14 protein-coding genes and 1 pseudogene are annotated in these 18061 nt (G+C 37.4%); 14 read left to right on the forward strand and 1 reads right to left on the reverse strand.

Annotation, left to right across the window (positions count from 1 at the left end; genetic code table 11):
• Positions 1 to 244: 244 nt before the first annotated feature.
• Entirely contained in the window at positions 245 to 2005 is a 1761-nt protein-coding gene (locus BN997_RS04750) for a glycoside hydrolase family 13 protein (RefSeq protein ID WP_042530137.1), read from the reverse strand.
• A gap of 326 nt (positions 2006 to 2331) precedes the next feature.
• Between BN997_RS04750 and BN997_RS04755 the strand changes: the two genes are divergently transcribed.
• From BN997_RS04755 to BN997_RS04820, 14 genes and pseudogenes are all read left to right on the forward strand, one after another.
• The gene (locus BN997_RS04755) at positions 2332 to 3600 is read left to right on the forward strand and encodes a sugar ABC transporter substrate-binding protein (protein ID WP_042530138.1); all 1269 of its coding nucleotides are present in this window, start codon (positions 2332 to 2334) and stop codon (positions 3598 to 3600) included.
• 98 nt (positions 3601 to 3698) lie between these two features.
• Complete coding sequence (locus tag BN997_RS04760; RefSeq protein ID WP_042530140.1) at positions 3699 to 5006, forward strand: sugar ABC transporter permease; 1308 nt, start codon at positions 3699 to 3701, stop codon at positions 5004 to 5006.
• Positions 5006 to 5845: a sugar ABC transporter permease gene (locus BN997_RS04765; RefSeq protein ID WP_042530142.1), complete on the forward strand. Its 840-nt coding sequence runs from the start codon at positions 5006 to 5008 to the stop codon at positions 5843 to 5845. Before BN997_RS04760 ends, BN997_RS04765 begins: the two co-directional genes overlap by 1 nt.
• An 86-nt stretch (positions 5846 to 5931) precedes the next feature.
• Positions 5932 to 6951: a LacI family DNA-binding transcriptional regulator gene (locus BN997_RS04770; protein ID WP_042535782.1), complete on the forward strand. Its 1020-nt coding sequence runs from the start codon at positions 5932 to 5934 to the stop codon at positions 6949 to 6951.
• A gap of 454 nt (positions 6952 to 7405) precedes the next feature.
• Positions 7406 to 9061 carry a glycoside hydrolase family 13 protein gene (locus BN997_RS04775; RefSeq protein WP_042530143.1) on the forward strand — a complete coding sequence of 552 codons (1656 nt, stop codon included), beginning with the start codon at positions 7406 to 7408 and terminating at the stop codon, positions 9059 to 9061.
• A gap of 166 nt (positions 9062 to 9227) precedes the next feature.
• Complete coding sequence (gene motA, locus BN997_RS04780; protein ID WP_042530145.1) at positions 9228 to 10013, forward strand: flagellar motor stator protein MotA; 786 nt, start codon at positions 9228 to 9230, stop codon at positions 10011 to 10013.
• Positions 10006 to 10833 carry a flagellar motor protein MotB gene (motB, locus tag BN997_RS04785; protein WP_042530147.1) on the forward strand — a complete coding sequence of 276 codons (828 nt, stop codon included), beginning with the start codon at positions 10006 to 10008 and terminating at the stop codon, positions 10831 to 10833. Before motA ends, motB begins: the two co-directional genes overlap by 8 nt.
• A gap of 17 nt (positions 10834 to 10850) precedes the next feature.
• On the forward strand, positions 10851 to 12941 hold the full coding sequence (locus BN997_RS04790) for a chemotaxis protein CheA (RefSeq protein WP_042530149.1): 2091 nt from the start codon (positions 10851 to 10853) through the stop codon (positions 12939 to 12941).
• Positions 12942 to 12969: 28 nt separating this feature from the next.
• On the forward strand, positions 12970 to 13458 hold the full coding sequence (locus BN997_RS04795) for a chemotaxis protein CheW (RefSeq protein WP_042530151.1): 489 nt from the start codon (positions 12970 to 12972) through the stop codon (positions 13456 to 13458).
• A 287-nt stretch (positions 13459 to 13745) separates the two neighbouring features.
• Positions 13746 to 14142, forward strand: a pseudogene (locus tag BN997_RS22445) (helix-turn-helix domain-containing protein); the annotation flags it as partial.
• Positions 14143 to 14407: 265 nt separating this feature from the next.
• Complete coding sequence (locus BN997_RS04805) at positions 14408 to 15145, forward strand: Cof-type HAD-IIB family hydrolase (protein WP_052484911.1); 738 nt, start codon at positions 14408 to 14410, stop codon at positions 15143 to 15145.
• A gap of 318 nt (positions 15146 to 15463) precedes the next feature.
• On the forward strand, positions 15464 to 15646 hold the full coding sequence (locus BN997_RS04810) for a cold-shock protein (RefSeq protein WP_040978795.1): 183 nt from the start codon (positions 15464 to 15466) through the stop codon (positions 15644 to 15646).
• 303 nt (positions 15647 to 15949) lie between these two features.
• Entirely contained in the window at positions 15950 to 17470 is a 1521-nt protein-coding gene (gene exaC / locus BN997_RS04815; RefSeq protein ID WP_042530156.1) for an acetaldehyde dehydrogenase ExaC, read from the forward strand.
• A gap of 113 nt (positions 17471 to 17583) precedes the next feature.
• Positions 17584 to 17949 (forward strand): DUF779 domain-containing protein, encoded by a 366-nt coding sequence (locus BN997_RS04820; protein WP_042530158.1) that lies wholly within the window; start codon positions 17584 to 17586, stop codon positions 17947 to 17949.
• Positions 17950 to 18061 lie beyond the last annotated feature (112 nt).

Genomic DNA, 18061 nt, shown 5'->3' on the forward strand with positions numbered 1-18061 from the left:
AAAAGGAATTTCGCATGTTATGTGAAATTCCTTTTTTATATCTTATAAAAATAATATGCCTTCTGCGGTCTATTGTCATTAATGCAAATCCTAATACATTTCCATTTTCATTACAGATATCTTTCAGTTACTTTTACTCTATATAATTTCGTAATGAAAAAAATTTAAGCCCTTATTTTTACTATTTATTTTAAATAACACCCGGTGAAAGAAATTAAAAAATATATTCTATCATTAGATAATACTAATTTTGTAATTTTAAAATAAGGAAATCATTAGCTGGCACTTCTATGCGTAAACTATTATTTTCAATTGGCATTTTCTTTTGATTCCATAGATTAAAAACGTGATTAGTAGAAGTACAGTCAAGTGATACCTCAGTCGGTTGATTCGCAGGGTTTATAAAAAAGTGAATAGAGCTGTCTTCAACCGTTCGGATAAAATGAAAATAATAGTCATCTTTTTTTGGCTGAATAATAGATAGCTTCCCTTGTGTAAATGCTTTTTCAGTAAAGCGCAGTTGAATAAATTGTTTAATAAAGTTTTTTAGAGAGGTATTTTGATTCTCCTCATCCCATACCATGCATTTTCTGCATTCGGGATCTTCTCCTCCAGTCATACCAATTTCATCGCCATAATACACACAAGGTGTGCCAGGGAAAGAGAATAACAGAGCATACAATAGACGAACCTTTTTAACATCCCCGCCGCATTCTGTCAAAACTCTAGGAGTATCATGACTGTCGAGCAAGTTAAAGGCCACTTCATTACTGTTTTCCATATAAGAAGCATAAGATTTGGATAATCGGTCAGCAAATTGTTTAGTGTCAATCTTTTCTTTGGCAATATAATCTAAACCTGCCAAGGTAAACGGATAGTTCATGACTGCATCAAACTGGTCTCCTTCCAACCATGGGAGTGCATCATGCCATATTTCTCCAAGAATATATAAGTCAGGTTTAATTGATTTAACTTTCTTGCGGAATGCTTTCCAGAAGGAATGATCTACTTCATTTGCTACATCCAGACGCCAGCCGTCAATATCAAATTCTTCAATCCAGTATGCGGCAACATCTAAAAAGTAAGAACGGACTTCCGGGTTCTCTGTGTTTAGTTTTGGCATCGTTTCAACATATCCGAATGTATCATAGTTAGGTGGATAGACATCCTTTACCGGGAATTCATGCAGATGAAACCAATCTTTGTATTTCGATTTCTCCTGATTTTCCAGCACATCCTGAAAAGGACCAAAGTACAGACCGCTATGATTAAAAACAGCATCCAGCATCACACGTATTCCTCTTTGATGACATTCATCCACAAGCTTTTTAAACGTTTCTTTGTCTCCGAATTGCGGATCAATTTCCATATAGTCAATGGTATCGTATTTGTGGTTGGAATATGCTTTAAAAATAGGAGTCAGATAGATCCCGTTTATTCCCAAATCAGTTAAGTAATCCAAATTGTTAATGATACCTTCAAAATCCCCGCCAAAAAAGTTGTCTAAGGCAGGTGCTTCACTAGCCCAGGGCAAAACCTTCTCCGGATCATTTTTCTTATTTCCATTTGCAAACCGGTCCGGGAAAATTTGATACCACACTGTCTCTTTCACCCAATCAGGTGTTTTAAAAATATCAATTGGATTGATGAATGGAAAACAAAAATAGTAGGATATATCGTCAGTTTCTATATTTGGATAAAACCCTTTTTCTGTATAAATTAATGTATTCTTCCTATCGCTTATTTCAAAACCATATCTTAAGCGTCTCGTAGGCACATCAAGTTCAATGAACCAGTAATCAAATAAGTCATCTGAAGCGGAAATAGACATCGACTTTTTCTTATAAGTCCATTTTTTCTTCTTCCAATCATAGGGATCACCGTAAATCAAGCTTACTTTGTTTGCATCTTTTTTCTTCGTCTTCAGCCGAATATGCAATGTTTTCTCTTTGTAAGCGTAAGCAAAATTCCCTTTCGGTCTATGATATATGGCTTCTTTTAACATGGAACTCCTCCTTAAAAATAAACAACCCCTGCTTTCTGGTTAAGAAAACAGGGGTTGTTGTTATGACAAAGCATTGCCCTTAAATTTTTAGTGAAACATGAAGTAGTTAAATCTATTATTGGCAAAAAGTCTGTCATAAGTCAAGAGGAAAATATAATAGAAATTTTTCTATTGGAAAAAATGACTATTTTTCTAACACTTCTCCATTCAACAAAAAAATATTTTTTGAAACCCCTTGCAAAAAAATAAATAATAGATTAGTATTAACTCTAGAATATTTGTGCAAACGTTTGCGCAAATGTGGAATAAAAAAAGGAGTTGGGAATATGAGAGGGAAAGTTCGTTTCTTTGCATTAGTTTCTTTTTTGTTTGTTCTAATTTTAGGAGCATGTGCACCTGACAGAGAAGAACCTGGAGAAGAAAGTGCTGGCGGAGAAGAAGAAAAACCAGAAGAACTAGTGATTTGGATGAATGATCAAGATGAGCAAATGGAAGCCATTAATGAGATTGTAGAGAGGTACGAAGAGCAGGAAGGCATTTCAGTTAGGGTAGAAGGACAACCAATGGTTGAGCAATTACAGCAGTTATCATTAGCTGGACCTGAAGGGAATGGGCCAGATTTGTTCTATCAACCGCATGACCAAATTGGAAATATTGTTGCGCAAGGACTAGCAGAACCTCTTGATGTTACCGATGATGAATTAAATAGATATGTAGATGCAGCAGTAGACGCTGTAACTTATACTTATGATGATGAAACAGATATATATGGATTACCTGCAGTTATTGAAACATATGGTATTTTTTATAATACAAGTATAGTGGGTGAAGCTCCAGAAACAATGGAAGATGTGTTAGACATTCTTGAAGAACATACGGATGCTTCTAATGACGAATACGGATTTTTGATGAGACCAAATGATTTCTATTTTGCTTATCCATTCTTAGTAAACTATGGCGGTTATATCTTTGGGGGAGAAGCTGGTGACTATGATGTGACAGATGTAGGTTTAGCAAATGATGGTGCAATTGAAGGCGGAGAATTTTATCAAGAATTTTTTGGATCTGGGAAAATCCCCGCAGGTACAAATGCAGATGTAATTGACGGATTGTTTACGGAAGGGAAAATAGGTGCAGTTATAAATGGACCATGGAGTATTCCAGTTTATGAAAACGCTTTAGGTGATAATTTAGGATTTGCTCCTTTTCCACAAATAAATAATGAGCCAAGCGCCACATTTGTAGGTGTTAAATCTTGGATGGTTTCATATTATTCAGATAATAAGGATTGGGCTCAAGATTTAGCAATGTTTATTACAAATGAAGAGAACCAACAAACTTATTATGATATTGCAGGAGAGTTACCTCCGAATGAAGAGGCTTTAAATAATATCGAAGATCCGATGTATGCAGACTTTGCTGAACAAATCGAGTTTGGCGTCCCAATGCCGAGTTCCCCAGAAATGGCTCAAGTGTGGGAACCGATGCAAAATGCATTACAATTCCTGGCTGAAGGGCAAGATGCCCAAGAAGTGTTAGAAGAAGCTGTAGATCAGATTAATAATAATATACAATCTGCAGGCGGAGGAGAATAATTAAAAGAGGAGATAAGCTCCTCTTTTTAATTTAAACAAACTGCATGTAAAAGAGGTTTTATTATGTACATTAACTTAAAGTTGAAGGAGGGGGAAGGTTGACTACTCCAGAAAAAAAGCCAAAAAAGAATTTTCAAAAACATAACCCTGCTATTGCTACTATACTTTCCATATTATTTGCAGGGTTAGGTCAGTTATATAACCGCAGATACATTAAAGGAGCTATCTTTATTGTTATCGAAGGAGCATTTCTATTTGCATTTTTAGAGGCGATAAATTACGGCCTTTGGGGTTTACGTACATTAGGTACTATCCCAGGGGTTGACCATTCCATTCGATTACTGGTATTAGGAGTATTGTCTTTAATTGTTACAGTGATAGCAATTACACTTTATGTGTTTAATGTGCTCGATGCCAGAAAACAAGCCCAAAAAATAAAAAGGGGATGGGTACCATTAAGTTTTAAACAAGTTATTAAAGAAGTTTATGACTATTCGTTCCCTTATATTATTACTTTTCCAGGTTTATTCTTAATGATTTTTGTTGTTATTTTTCCTTTATTGTTTTCTCTGTTATTAGCATTCACAAATTATGATTTATACCATTCCCCGCCACGGAACTTAGTAGACTGGGTCGGTTTGGATAACTTCAAAAACTTATTTACTGTTCCAATTTGGCAAGAAACCTTTTTCAGTGTATTTGTCTGGACCATTGTCTGGACGGTAGTTGCTACAACGTTACAGATTGCTTTAGGTTTCTTTCTAGCAGTATTGGTAAATGATGAAAGACTAAAATTTAAAAAATTAATTAGGACAATTTTAATTTTGCCATGGGCTGTTCCAGCGTTTGTGACCATTCTTGTATTTGCTGCGATGTTTAATGATGATTTTGGAGCGATTAACCGAGATATTATTATTCCTTTATTTGGCGGGGATGGGGTGGCTTGGCTGAGTGACCCGCTCTATAGTCGGGTAGCTATTATTATGGTACAAACATGGCTCGGGTTTCCATTTATTTTTGCACTATTTACAGGGATACTACAAAGTATTTCAAAAGATTGGTACGAAGCAGCAGATATTGATGGGGCTTCACGGATTCAAAAATTCAAAAATATTACGTTTCCTCATGTTATGTTTGCAACTGCGCCATTATTGATCATGCAATATGCTCAAAACTTTAATAATTTTAACGTCATTTATTTATTTAATGAAGGCGGTCCTGCTGTACGAGGACAGAATGCTGGTGGAACGGATATTCTGATATCTTGGGTATATAAATTAACTTTTGATACAAATAATTACTCAATGGCAGCTGTTATTTCAATTATTATGGGATTGATTGTATCGGGGTTTGCTTTTTACCAATTCCGTAGAACAAGATCCTTTAAAGAAGAAGGTGACATTTAATGAATTCAAAATTAAAATCGAAGCTAGAATTAACTGCTATTTATCTCATATTGGCAGTTGTTGCCGTTGTTATTTTTTATCCGCTTCTTTGGACAATTGGTATGTCACTGAATCAGGGTACAAGTCTGTATTCTTCTAGTATTATTCCAGATAATTTTTCATTGGAACATTATCAATGGCTATTCAGTCCGGAAAGTGATTATCTATTATGGTATAAAAATTCGTTAATTGTTGCTTTTGCCAACGCTATTGGAAGTGTTGTTTTGACAGCATTTGTTGCTTATGCTTTTTCAAGGTTTAAATTTGTAGGACGTAAAAATGGGCTATACATCTTTTTGCTTTTACAAATGTTCCCTGTAATGATGGCGATGGTAGCACTATACATTTTCTTAAATATGATTGGATTATTAGATTCTTTAACAGGGTTAATTTTAATTTATTTAGGAGGACAAATACCATTTAATGCCTGGCTTGTAAAAGGGTATTTTGATACGATTCCAAAGGAATTGGATGAAGCCGCTAAAATCGATGGAGCAGGACCTATTAGGATTTTTTGGAGTATTCTTTTACCACTAGCAAAACCAATTCTAGAAGTGGTTGCTTTATTTAATTTTATGGCTCCATTATTTGATTTCTTACTTCCTTCTATTGTGTTATCCAGTGAAGAGAATTATACATTAGCTGTAGGGTTGTATAATTTTATTAATGATCAGTTTGCTAATAATTTTACTAGATTTGCAGCAGGTTCTGTATTAATTGCTGTACCAATTGCAACAATTTATTTGTTCTTGCAACGATTCTTAATTTCTGGTTTGGCTTCAGGCGGTACAAAAGGCTAGGGTATAGGTTAAAATATAAGAAAGGATATTATATATAATGTTTTAATCTAAATTTGTATAAACCAGCTAATTAGAGGGTGATAAAAATTGTTACTATTAAGGATATAGCAAAGGCTACCGGATGTTCTCCATCCACCGTATCAAGAGTGATTGCAAATAATTCGAGGATTAGCGAGAAGACAAAGCAAAAAGTTAGAAAAGCAATGCAAGATTTAGGTTATCATCCTAACCTAACCGCAAGAAATTTAGTTGTACAGTCTACAAAGACAATTGGTGTCATTATGCCTTCCTCCGCAGATAAATCTCTGCAAAATCCATTTTTTGCAGAGGTTTTAAGAGGAATAGGTTCTTACTTTCATCAAGAACAATTTTCAATACTTTTATCAACTGGCCAAACAGAGCAAGAAAAGTTTAAAGAAGTTGAAAGAATGGTTTTAGGGAAGTATGTGGACGGAATAATTTTACTTTATTCCCGTTTAAATGATCCAATTATAGATTTCTTAAAAGAGAAAGATTTTCCGTTTGTTATAGTAGGAAAACCTTTAGAGTATAAAAATGAAATTGTTCATGTAGATAACGACAACATAAAAGCAGGAAAAGATATTACCGCGTATTTAATAGAAAATGGGCACAGACGTATTTCCTTTATTGGAGGAGCAGCTGATCTTGTTGTAACTATTGATCGGCAAAAGGGTTATGAAATGGCTTTGAAGGAAGCTGCGATTCCTGTACTAAAAGAATATGCGCTTCATACAGAATTTTTAAAGTCTGGCGGCAGAGAAGCTGTGGAACAAATTTTAAAACTTGAAGTTAAGCCGGATGCAATAGTTGTAAGTGATGACTTAATTAGTGTTGGTGTTATTAGCATGTTAGAGGAATATGGACTTAAAGTTCCTGAAGATATATCGTTGGCTAGTTTCAATAATATTTATTTTTCAGAGATTATAAAACCAGCGTTGACAACTGTTGATATTCAAATTTATCAGCTAGGTGTAGAGTCAGCAAAAGCAATTATTAAGATGTGCATGAATCAGAAGCTAACTAGAAAAAGGATTATAATCCCACACGATATTGTTTACCGTGAATCTGTTCGTTTAAAAAAGTGAAAAAATATAAATTTTAATTTTAATAGAACTTTTCATTTCTTTGTAAATATGCTTTATATTGTTATTATAACGATTTGAACAGATGAAAAGTGTTTATTTTGAGTGTGAAAACCAGTTTAAAAAATAAATGAAATTATCTTTTAATATATCTGATTAAATTTATGGACAAAATATCAAATAAAATAGTATCAAATAGAACCTATACTATTTTATTCATGTCTTAATTGAATATTAATTAGTATTGCCAATTAAATAGGTGTCGCTATATATAGTATTTGGCTGTTTTTCCGATTAATAACGATTATGATAAGTGTAATCGTTATTTTTTTGATGAGTTTGATTTTTCTGTTTTATAGAGTCTTTTTATATGTTTATTAATGTTATTATAACACTATAGACTTATTTTAGTTTAAGCGAATAACCTACACAGCGATCGAAGAAAGGAAGTCGAAAAATGAATAAAAAATGGTGGAAAGAAGCAACAGCGTATCAAATTTACCCAAGAAGCTTTATGGATTCTAATGGAGATGGAATCGGCGATATTCAAGGCATTATCTCTAAATTAGATTATTTAAAGGACTTAGGGATCGATGTTATCTGGGTGAGCCCTGTCTATCAATCTCCTAATGATGATAATGGCTATGATATCAGCAATTATCAAGCGATTGCCAAAGAGTTTGGGACAATGGCGGACTTTGACGAGCTTCTTGAAAAAACACATCAAAAAGGCATGCGTCTGATTATGGATTTAGTGATTAATCATACCTCTGACGAACATCCTTGGTTTATCGAGTCGAGGTCATCGAAGAATAATCCATACCGCGATTATTATATTTGGCATCCAGGGAAAAAGAATGGAGAAGAACCAAATAACTGGGAATCTATTTTTGGAGGCTCAGCCTGGAAATATGATGAGCAGACAAAAGAATACTTTATGCATATCTTTTCTAAAAAACAGCCCGATTTAAATTGGGAAAATGAAGCAGTCCGGAATGATTTATACAAAATGGTCAACTGGTGGCTGGATAAAGGAATTGACGGCTTTCGTGTGGATGCAATCTCGCATATTAAAAAGAAACTCAGCTTTCCAGATATGCCGAACCCGAAAAAGAAAAAATACGTTCCTTCCTTTAAAGGACATATGAATCAGGAGGGCATCCATGAATTCCTTCAGGAGTTTAAAAAAGCAACGCTGGATCACTATGACATTATGACTGTTGGGGAAGCTAACGGCGTGAAACTTTCACAGGCAGATGACTGGGTTGGTGAAAAGCATGGGGTATTTGATATGATTTTCCAATTTGACCATCTCAATCTTTGGGGACGTGAAACAGGGGAAGGGCTTGATTTAGAAGAACTGAAGGATGTGTTTACCACATGGCAGAAGGGTCTGGAGAAAGTCGGTTGGAATGCATTATTTTTAGAAAATCATGATCAGCCGCGTTCTGTTTCCAGCTGGGGAGACCCGGAAAAGTATCATGCAGCTTCGGCAAAAGCTTTCGCTGTACTATATTTTATGATGCAGGGAACGCCATTTATTTATCAGGGACAGGAAATTGGAATGACGAATGCGCCATTTGAATCAATCGAGGAATATGATGCCGTTGATTCAAAGAATTTTTATAAGGAGCAGCTGGAAAAAGGCGTTCCGAAAGAGCAAATATTGGCTGCATTAGCTAAGACAAGCCGAGACCATTCCCGTACACCAATGCAGTGGAACAATGAAGCAAATGGCGGTTTTACAACAGGAGCACCGTGGATGAAAGTAAACCCAAATTATACAGCTATCAATGTAGAGGAACAGCAAGACCATGCCGATTCAATTTTGAATTTTTATAAACGGCTGATTGCATTACGGAAACAAGAGCAGGGACTCATCTATGGAAATTATAATCTAATGATAGCGGAACATCCGGATATATATGCATATACGCGAACATATCAAGAAGATAAGTGGATTATTTTGGTGAATGTCTTTGGGAAAGCAACGGAATATGAATTACCGGAGAAATTAAAGGATAAAAACTTAAAATTGCTAATCAACAATTACGAAGAGGCAGCGCTGGGAAAACTCAAACCTTATCAAGCTGTCATCTATCAAGTAGACTAAAGAAAAACAGGTTTGTGCTGATTTGCACAGCCTGTTTTTCTTTAGATTAATCAATCATTTGTAAAATACTTGTCGATTCATGCGAAATTTACCTTCCAAGGGACTTCATAATTTATGAATTTTACCGATATTAAAAGTAGGTACAATGGAAAACGGGAGGATACATATGGATAAATCATCAGTCATAGGATTAATATTAGGACTAATTGCTATCGGCGTAGGGATGGTATTAAAAGGAGCAGACTTAGCTGCATTGCTTGAGCCGGCAGCATTTCTTATCATCCTGTTAGGGACAGTTGCAGCAGTTACGATTGCCTTCCCGGGAAGTGCGCTGAAGAAAGTCCCGGCATTATTTAAGAAATTATTTTTTGAAGAGAAACAAACTGATTCAAAAGAGCTTATTGTCTTATTCATGGATTGGGCAGATCAAACGCGTAAAGAAGGGCTTCTTTCTTTAGAGAACCAAGTAAATGAAGTAGATGACCCCTTTCTTTCGTCTGGTTTGCAATTAGCCATTGATGGACAATCACCGGATTTTATCAAAGATGTCATGATTGAAAAGATAGAAGCGATGGAGCAGCGGCATGAAGAAGGTGCTGCTATATTTTCACAAGCTGGTACATATGCTCCGACACTGGGAGTACTTGGTGCAGTAATCGGATTGATTGCAGCACTCGCTGATATGTCTGACATTGACGCATTGGGACATGCCATTTCAGCAGCCTTTGTGGCGACCTTGCTGGGGATTTTCACAGGTTATGTTTTATGGCACCCATTCGCTAATAAATTGCGTGAAAAATCGAAGCGGGAAGTACTGCAAAAAGAATTAATTGTGGAAGGCGTCTTGTCTATTACAACAGGCGATTCCCGTTTAATTGTGCAGGAAAAATTAGGATCTTTACTTTCTTCCAAAGAGCTGGCAGAACTGCAGAAGAGGGATAGCGATGGCTAGAAGAAAAAGAAAGAAAAAACAATCACATGTAGATGAATCTTGGCTGCTTCCTTATTCTGATTTATTAACCTTATTAGTAGCCTTATTTATAGTTTTATTTGCTTCCAGTGATGTCAATGTGGAAAGATATTTCCAGCTTGCTAATGTCTTTCGTGATGAATTATCATCCGGATCAGGGACAGGACTGTTAGATTACGAGTCGGAACCAATTCCGCCCAGTATGAAAGAAGGCCGGGACGAAGGAGATTATATGGAAGAGGGCACAGATGATGAAGAAGGAAGCGAAGAGGAGACAGCTGACGAAGCTGATATAGAAGGAGAACAGGAGCTTCTCAGGCTTAGACAGGTCGAGGAAGAAATTAATATATATATTGAAGAAGCAGGTCTTACTGAAGAATTTGGAACAACTTTAACAGGAGAAGGGCTGCTGGTGACCATGCGCAATGATATTCTGTTTGATTCTGGAAGTGCAGTGGTCAAACAAGAAGGAATACAGGTTGCAGAAGATGTTTCTCAAATCCTGCATACAGAGCCTCCGCATCAGGTCGTTATCAGCGGCCATGCCGATGATGTTCCAATTCATAACGCAGATTTTGAATCAAATTGGGAATTGAGCGTGACACGGGCAATGAATTTTATGCAGATTTTGATGCAAAATGATGATCTTGATCCGACACTGTTTAGCGTGAAGGGGTATGGAGAATTTGAACCGGCTTTTCCTAATGATACAGAAGAAGACAGAGCAAGGAACAGACGTGTAGAAGTTCTGGTTTTACCTAATTATGAGATCAATGTTCCGGATGAAACAAATGAAGATTAGAATAGAGGGGAAATCTTATGGATACGCAACAATATTTGGATATTTTCTTAGATGAAAGCCAGGAGCATTTACAGTCAATCAATGATTTTATATTGAAATTAGAAGAAGATCCTTCTAACTTGGAATATGTACATGAGATATTCCGCTCTGCCCATACGCTAAAAGGGATGGCAGCAACAATGGGGTATGAAGATATTGCCTCTCTGACGCATAAAATGGAGAACGTTCTGGACCTGATTCGTAATGAAGAATTAATGACAAACACGGAAATCATCGATACGTTATTTATGTCTATTGATGATTTGGAAGATATGGTTGATTCTGTGCGAAACGGAGGAGACGGTAAAAAAGATGTCAGTGAACATGTGAAAAAACTGGAAGCAATTGAAAAAGGAGAAGGTATTTCTGAATCAGCAGCTGCAGCAGCAGTGGAAGAAAAGGAAGATACAGGAAATTATTTCAAAGCATCCGATTTAGATGAATTTCAGTTCACGGTTGTTCAGCAGGCCAAAGAACAAGGGATGACCCCCTATGATTTAAAAGTAACGTTTGAAGCGAGCTGTATTTTAAAAGGCGCCCGGGCATTTATGGTGTTTGAAGTATTAGAGAACTTGGGAGAAATTATCCGTACTTCCCCGACTGTAGAAGAGATTGAGGAAGGGACATTTGATTCAGGATTTACACTTTTATTTTTGACAGACCAAGAGCCGGACGCCTTGGTGGAAGCAGTGAAAAATGTATCAGAAGTGGAAACGGTTGAAGCACATGTGATCGAAACGGATGAAACGGCTTCGGATACGGAGGAACAGACAGAGGAAAAAACAGCAGAGAAAGAAATCGTGCAAGCAAATAAAAAAACGGTCAGTGAAAAGGTGACAGAGGTACCAGCGAAGAAGTCTGAAACAAAGGCAGAAGTGTCGAAAAATAAAGAGGCTGCACAAAATAACGGAAAGAAAACTGCTTCTAAGAATATCCGGGTAAATCTCGATAAGATTGATAATCTTTTAAACTTATTTGAAGAGGTTGTGATTGATAGAAGCCGACTTGAGGTGCTTGTTTCCTCAATAGACAATAGTGATTTAAGAGAGACTGTAGAGCATTTAAGCAGAGTAAGTTCGGATATGCAATCGCTGATTCTGGCGATGCGAATGGTTCCAATCGAGCAGGTTTTCAACCGTTTTCCAAGAATGATCCGTCAATTATCCAAAGATTTAAATAAAAAAATTGCCCTGGAAATAAAAGGTGCAGAAACAGAAGTAGATCGCACGGTCATTGACGAAATTGGGGATCCGCTGGTCCATCTGATTCGTAATTCTTGTGATCATGGAATTGAAAGGCCGGAGAAGCGGATTGCGAACAATAAGCCGGAGGAAGGCAAGCTCGTATTACGTGCTTACCACAGCGGAAATCATGTTTTTGTCGAAATAGAAGATGATGGTGCGGGAATCAACCGCGAAAAAGTATCGGAAAAAGCGATTGAAAACAATATTATTACACCTCAAGAAGCCGAAGAGTTAACCGATGATCAAGTTGCAGCGTTAATTATGAGTTCAGGATTCAGTACAGCTGATACGATTTCCGATGTATCGGGACGCGGTGTTGGCTTAGATGTTGTAAAAAATAAAATCGAAGCATTAGGCGGTAAAATTTCCGTAACAACTATGACAGGGAAAGGAAGCACCTTTTCCATCCAGCTGCCTTTGACCTTATCGATTATTACTACCATGCTTGTCCATGTTAAGAAGGAAACATTAGCGATTCCATTAACTTCTATTTTAGAGACGATTATGCTTCCTAAAGAAAAGATTATGTGTGCGCAAGGAGCAGATGTTATCGATTATCGTGGCAAAATTATACCTGTCTTGTCTTTAGGTAAGGTACTAAAGGTTCCTGATTATGATACGGAAGCAGATCGTTATTCTACTGTAATCATCAAAAAGGGAGAAAAACTGCTGGGATTAATTGTCGATGAACTGATTGGTCAGCAGGAAGTTGTATTAAAATCGCTAGGGAATTATCTTGGAGAAGTATTTGCCGTATCAGGAGCAACCATATTAGGTGATGGTGAGGTCGCTTTGATTATTGATCCTAATGCGCTGATTGATTAAAGCGCATTTAAAGAAAGGGGGAAAGTAAATGGATACAGAGAAACATATTATATTCAGATTAAAAGAACAGACCTTTGCTGTTCATGTGCAGCAAATCGTTTCCATAGAGCGGGCATTATCTCTAACAGAGATACCTCGTACTCCTGGTTTTATGAAAGGTGTTACGGAAATGCGGGGAGTAATGACCCCTATTATTGATTTACGGGAAAGATTGAATCTAGGCGGTGTTGATATCACAGACCAGACCAGAACGCTCGTTGTACAAGTTGATGAGATGCAAATTGGGATGGTTGTGGATCAGGCGACAGAGGTAAAGGATATACCAGCTTCCTTCATTAAGTCTGCCCCTAAGCTTGTCGGTGAGATAAAAGATACCTTTTTATTAGGTGTAGCAACGATTGACGATGAACTTATTTTACTGTTAGATTTGGAGCAGATTATTCAATTCACCGAAAAAAATCAGCTTCAGGAAATCATCAATGATATAGATGAATCTGGGAAAACTATCGAAAGCTAGCTGTTTAGAAAGCACTTAATTAGAAATATCTGATTAGGTGTTTTCTTTTTGAAAACGAGAAACAGAGTATTTCCTGGGAAATATAATAGGATAATTTGTAGAAACAGCAGTTTTTTTATAAAAAAACGAGAGAAAACTCCCTCTTCAAGCACGTAGAGGTAAGGGAGAGACGAATCTCCCATGCACAAAAGATTGCTTTTGAGTGTCTAAACTGTCCAATATTTAATCGAACAAAAGTTCTGTAAACATCCTTTTTCTGATATAATAGACAGGAGAGGTAAGAAGCTATGAAAGTAAAAAAAGCATTTCGTTTTCGTATCTATCCGAACAAAAAACAAATCACCTTCATCCATAAGACAATCGGCTGCTCCCGCTTTGTCTACAACTATTTTACAGGAAAACAAAAAGACCACTATTGGCATACGGTGAATGAAATGGTACAAAACGGACAGCTTCTTCAAAATAATTGGAAGAGCGAATTTTTCAATAAATAAGGCAATCAAAGCGGTTCCAGAATTGAAGAAAACCTATCCCTTCCTCAAAGAAGTCGATAGTATTGCCCTTCAAAAAGCGGTGGAAAACGTGAATGATTCCTATCCGCGCTATTATAAGAAACAGAATAAGGCACCTCGTTTTAAATCAAAAAAGAATTCTGTTCAATCCTATACCACGAAACATGTCAATGCCATCACCAAAGAGATAGGAACGCAAGCAGGAATCTTCGTAAAGAAGCATTGCGATTAACCGCAGGGACTGCGGGGATAGCCTAATCCATAACTGACCGGTAGGTTGGTGTTCTTAGGAATCTCCCACTTCAAGCAACTTATAAGGTGGATAAGCGGGGGTAGTTCAAAATCTAATGGATGCGCCAAGCTGCGTTTTAGTAGTAAAAGCATCCGGGTTTCCAGTATACTTAAACAAGATAACAGAGAAATGAGGTATGAATAAAATGACAAAATCGGTGAAGTTAATTGCCTTGGATATGGATGGAACATTGTTAAATCCGGCACTTGAGGTATCAAAGCGTAATAAGGAAGCCATCCAGGAGGCATTGCGTCAAGGTATCCAAGTGGTACTAAGTACTGGACGGGGAATTGATACATGCTATCCTTATGCAGAAGAGTTAAAATTACAGACATTTATGATTACAGCTAACGGCGGCCAGGTGTGGACAATGGAAAAAGAATTGCTCCAGCAGAAACTGTTGGCTAATGAAACAGTAGAAAAACTGCAGCAATATACCGAAGAAGCAGGGGTACACAGATGGATGATTTCTACGGAAGGAGTATTTCAAGGCGATGAAACAGTAAATATACAAGATTATCAATGGCTTAAATTCGGATGTGCTTCAGAGGATCTGGATAGACTGCAGGAAGTTAAAGATAGGTTAAAGGAGCTGGAGGGTTTAGAAATAACAAACTCTTTGCCGACAAATATTGAAATTAACCCTGAAGGTGTAAGCAAAGCAAATGCATTATCCTTTCTTTGCGATCGTACCGGGATTTCCATGGAAGAAATTATGGCAGTCGGTGACAGTCTGAACGATTTGAAAATGATTCAGCAAGTAGGTGTAGGTGTTGCGATGGGCAATGCGCAAGAAAAAATAAAAGAAGCAGCTAATGCTGTAACAGACAGTAATCTGGAAGACGGTGTCGGTAAAGCAATTGAAAAATTTGCATTGAAATAATTGATGATATCCATATGTTTCATGTATGGGAATACAAAAGGAATTGGGCAGTATACAAAAAGCTGTCTAATTCTTTTTTGTATATATGAATCTTTTTATCATATATAGCTATTCAGCGCATATAATAAAAATAGAGCATTTCGCTTTTAAACAGTATATCAAAATGGAAAGTAGTACAAGCTATAAGAAGAAGCTGACACATGAATTTATGGAAATAAAGGTACAATATTTGAAAAAAGTATGAAAAGTTGTTATGCTCAAAAGTTTCACTCTTTCAAGTTTTAGCGTATACTGTATATAAGGAAGGGAGATGCTATAATGTCTTTTTCGCGTGGACCTAAGGAACCAGTGCCAGAGGTGGAAACAAACGTCTGGTCATGCACTCAAGAAGATTGTCAAGGATGGATGAGAGAATCGTTTAGTTTTGAAGCTGAGCCGAGCTGCCCTTTATGCCAATCTGAAATGGCAAAAGAAGTTCGAGTAATTCCTGAATTGAAGTAAATAGTATCTCTATAATTTACTGAGGATAGAACGAAGCGAAGATGCAGCGGGTTGATTTTGATCCGCTGCATCTTCGCGTTCGTTAAACAGGAAATAGAAAGCATATTTTCAATATGGTGGTATAGTCAAGTTTAAATACCTATAGCTGAGCAGTTTGCAAACGAAATATAAAGGATTTTCATACATAAAAAATTTAATAGTTGAAATTATTGTAAATGTAAGATAATATTTGCTATACTGTAATAACAAATTAATATATTATTCACATCAAAATGTAATCGCTTACAATAAGGAGGAGTTTAAATGAGGTATGCTAATCCGAACACAGAAGGTGCTATTGTAAACTATGAAAAGCGTTATGATAATTACATTGGGGGAAAGTATCAGCCGCCGCTAAAGGGAAACTACTTTGAGAATACAACTCCGATTACAGGTGAAGTGTTTTGTGAAATCGCCCGTTCCACAAAGGAAGACGTGGATGCGGCGATTGATGCAGCATATGAGGCGAAAGATGCGTGGGGTCAAACATCTGTCGCAGAACGGGCACTGATTTTAAATCGTATTGCTGACCGGATGGAAGAGAATTTAGAAAAGCTGGCCGTAGCAGAAAGCTGGGAGAACGGGAAAGCAGTCCGGGAGACCTTGGCAGCAGATATTCCATTGGCAATCGATCATTTCCGTTATTTTGCAGGGACGATTCGCGCGCAAGAGGGGACGCTGAGCCAAATTGATAATGATACGGTTGCTTACCATTTTCATGAGCCGTTAGGAGTCGTCGGTCAAATTATTCCATGGAACTTTCCAATATTAATGGCAACCTGGAAGCTTGCCCCAGCATTGGCTGCCGGAAACTGCGTTGTATTGAAGCCTGCTGAACAGACACCGGCTTCGATTCATGTGCTGTTGGATTTAATCAAGGACTTGTTGCCAGACGGTGTGGTGAATATTGTCAACGGTTTTGGAGTAGAAGCAGGGAAGCCGCTTGCCACAAACAGCCGTATCGCGAAAATTGCATTTACAGGCGAAACCACGACTGGCCGTCTCATTATGCAATATGCGTCTGAAAATATAATTCCAGTAACCTTGGAGCTGGGAGGCAAATCACCGAATATATTTTTTGAAGACATATTAGATAAGGATGACAGCTTTGTAGATAAAGCAATTGAAGGAATGGTCATGTTTGCCCTGAACCAGGGGGAAGTTTGTACATGTCCGTCCCGCGCCCTTGTGCATGAATCAATCTACGACCGGTTTATGGAAAAAGCAATTGAACGTGTCAATCAAATTAAAATTGGTCACCCGCTTGATACAGAGACGATGATGGGAGCCCAAGCCTCGGAAGAACAATTTGAAAAAATTAAGTCTTATCTCGATATTGGCAAGCAGGAAGGTGCAGAAGTTCTTGTCGGTGGAGATGTTAATAAGCTTGACGGAGAACTGGCTTCCGGGTATTATGTGCAGCCGACAATTTTTAAAGGGAATAATAAGATGCGTATTTTCCAGGAGGAGATTTTCGGTCCGGTATTATCCGTAACTACATTCAAGGATAAGGAAGAGGCGCTGGAAATCGCAAATGATACACTATATGGTCTAGGTTCTGGTATCTGGACACGTGATATGAACACAGCGTATCGTTTTGGACGCGGCATTCAAGCCGGGCGCGTATGGACCAATTGTTATCATCAGTACCCTGCGCATGCCGCATTTGGAGGATATAAAAAATCAGGAATCGGCAGAGAAAATCATTTAATGATGCTGGATCATTATCAACAGACAAAGAACTTACTGGTCAGCTACAGCGAAGGCCCGGCTGGTTTATTTTAAAATAAAAAAAGGTTATAGGAACAGCAAAATGGCAGGCATAGGTTAGATACGTATGCCTGCCGAAACATACGGATTCTCTTGTCTGCAGTTACTTAAATAAGGAGGTATTTTCCATGGTAGACAGAGTGGTTGCAACGCAGGATGCGCAGAACTTGATGGAGAAGCTGAAAGACATTCATGGCCCGCTTATGTTTCATCAGTCAGGAGGCTGCTGTGACGGAAGCTCGCCCATGTGTTATTCGCTTGGAGAGCTAAAAACCGGCGAGTCGGATGTCTTATTAGGAACACTGCCAGGCGATATCCCATTTTATATATCTAGAGATCAATTTGAGTATTGGAAGCATACGCAGCTTATTATTGATGTTGTTAATGGAAGGGGCGGGATGTTCTCGTTAGAAGGACCTGAAGGAAAAAGATTTTTAACTCGTTCGAGAGTTTTTTCAGAGGAAGAAGCAGAAGCGTTAAATGGAAGCCCGTGATCATTTCAATTTTTAATAAAAACCAAGTTTTCTAAACAATTAAAAATCTCTGCTTGATTTTTTCAGCTATATCCGGTAGAATAAATTAACAGAAAATTTAGAGTGTGTCCTA

The organism is Oceanobacillus oncorhynchi, assembly GCF_000821065.1.
GTDB classification, from domain to species: Bacteria; Bacillota; Bacilli; order Bacillales; family Amphibacillaceae; genus Oceanobacillus; species Oceanobacillus oncorhynchi.

Excerpts from the sequence above, each read along its gene's own strand:
- BN997_RS04750 (WP_042530137.1), bottom strand. The coding sequence starts at position 2,005 with ATGTTAAAAGAAGCCATATATCATAGACCGAAAGGGAATTTTGCTTAC.
- BN997_RS04755 (WP_042530138.1), top strand. The coding sequence starts at position 2,332 with ATGAGAGGGAAAGTTCGTTTCTTTGCATTAGTTTCTTTTTTGTTTGTT.
- BN997_RS04765 (WP_042530142.1), top strand. The coding sequence starts at position 5,006 with ATGAATTCAAAATTAAAATCGAAGCTAGAATTAACTGCTATTTATCTC.
- BN997_RS04775 (WP_042530143.1), top strand. The coding sequence starts at position 7,406 with ATGAATAAAAAATGGTGGAAAGAAGCAACAGCGTATCAAATTTACCCA.
- motA (WP_042530145.1), top strand. The coding sequence starts at position 9,228 with ATGGATAAATCATCAGTCATAGGATTAATATTAGGACTAATTGCTATC.
- motB (WP_042530147.1), top strand. The coding sequence starts at position 10,006 with ATGGCTAGAAGAAAAAGAAAGAAAAAACAATCACATGTAGATGAATCT.
- BN997_RS04790 (WP_042530149.1), top strand. The coding sequence starts at position 10,851 with ATGGATACGCAACAATATTTGGATATTTTCTTAGATGAAAGCCAGGAG.
- BN997_RS04795 (WP_042530151.1), top strand. The coding sequence starts at position 12,970 with ATGGATACAGAGAAACATATTATATTCAGATTAAAAGAACAGACCTTT.
- BN997_RS04805 (WP_052484911.1), top strand. The coding sequence starts at position 14,408 with ATGACAAAATCGGTGAAGTTAATTGCCTTGGATATGGATGGAACATTG.
- BN997_RS04810 (WP_040978795.1), top strand. The coding sequence starts at position 15,464 with ATGTCTTTTTCGCGTGGACCTAAGGAACCAGTGCCAGAGGTGGAAACA.
- exaC (WP_042530156.1), top strand. The coding sequence starts at position 15,950 with ATGAGGTATGCTAATCCGAACACAGAAGGTGCTATTGTAAACTATGAA.
- BN997_RS04820 (WP_042530158.1), top strand. The coding sequence starts at position 17,584 with ATGGTAGACAGAGTGGTTGCAACGCAGGATGCGCAGAACTTGATGGAG.